General features: G+C 29.7%; 1 pseudogene. It reads right to left on the bottom strand.

What is annotated here, in order from left to right:
* Window positions 1-137 precede the first annotated feature (137 nt).
* Window positions 138-852, bottom strand: a pseudogene (locus ADA42_RS18470) (hypothetical protein); the annotation flags it as partial.

The following is an 852-nucleotide window of genomic DNA, read 5'->3' as shown; positions in this document are numbered from 1 at the left end:
GGCAAGAAGTATCAAACATGCTCAAAAAAGATCCGCTTTGTTTCCAAAGCGGATCTTTGCGGGAATTTTGGATTATGAAAAATGATTAAGTATATGATTTTATTTAACTTAAAAAAGACGATTTCGGATAACGCCCATTATGTTAAATGGATATTACTTCCAAATAACAATTTCTGAAAAAAGCTTTTTTCTTGTGTATGGGGAGTTAACTGTTTTTCAGCAATTTCCCCATAGCCTAGGGTGATTCTATTTTCTATTTCATAAAAATCATTAATCAAATCAAAACCCAGATATTTATTTGACAAGTCACTTAGTAACTGTCTAGCTAAATGGTTGGTGGAGTTATCTATAGAGCCAACATAATAAAATTTATAATAATTTTCCCACTCTTCAATGTCATCCAGGGAAAATTTTGGATCCGTTATAATTTCCTCTTTCCATTCATCACCTTCTTGGTATTCATGTTCATAACCTATTGAGGCGCTAAGCCATTCTTTTTCAAAATCTTGAGGTTCTCCCTCCTGATAAAAAGCTTGATCTTCACATTCAGTAACTCTTCTAACTTCTATATTATTTTTAAATATCAAATAACTAGCCGCATTAGAACTATCTACACATTCAAAAAATATTACCCAATCATTCAATAAGGACTTTTTAAGCCTTTCATTCCATAAATCTTTATCTTGATAAGCAGAAAAGAAAAAATTGTGGTTATGAATAATGACTAAATTATCTTTAATAAACTCTAATTCAATAGCTTCTTTTGCTTTAAAATTAGGTTCTAAAATTTCAAAGTCTTTTTCAGTCCAATTGTTAATTAAGTCAACTATTTCTTCTAAATTACCTTTAAAG

The organism is Acinetobacter sp. 243_ASPC (assembly GCF_001054715.1).
GTDB classification, from domain to species: Bacteria; Pseudomonadota; Gammaproteobacteria; order Pseudomonadales; family Moraxellaceae; genus Acinetobacter; species Acinetobacter soli.
This window is presented reverse-complemented; position numbering and strand designations above follow the sequence as displayed.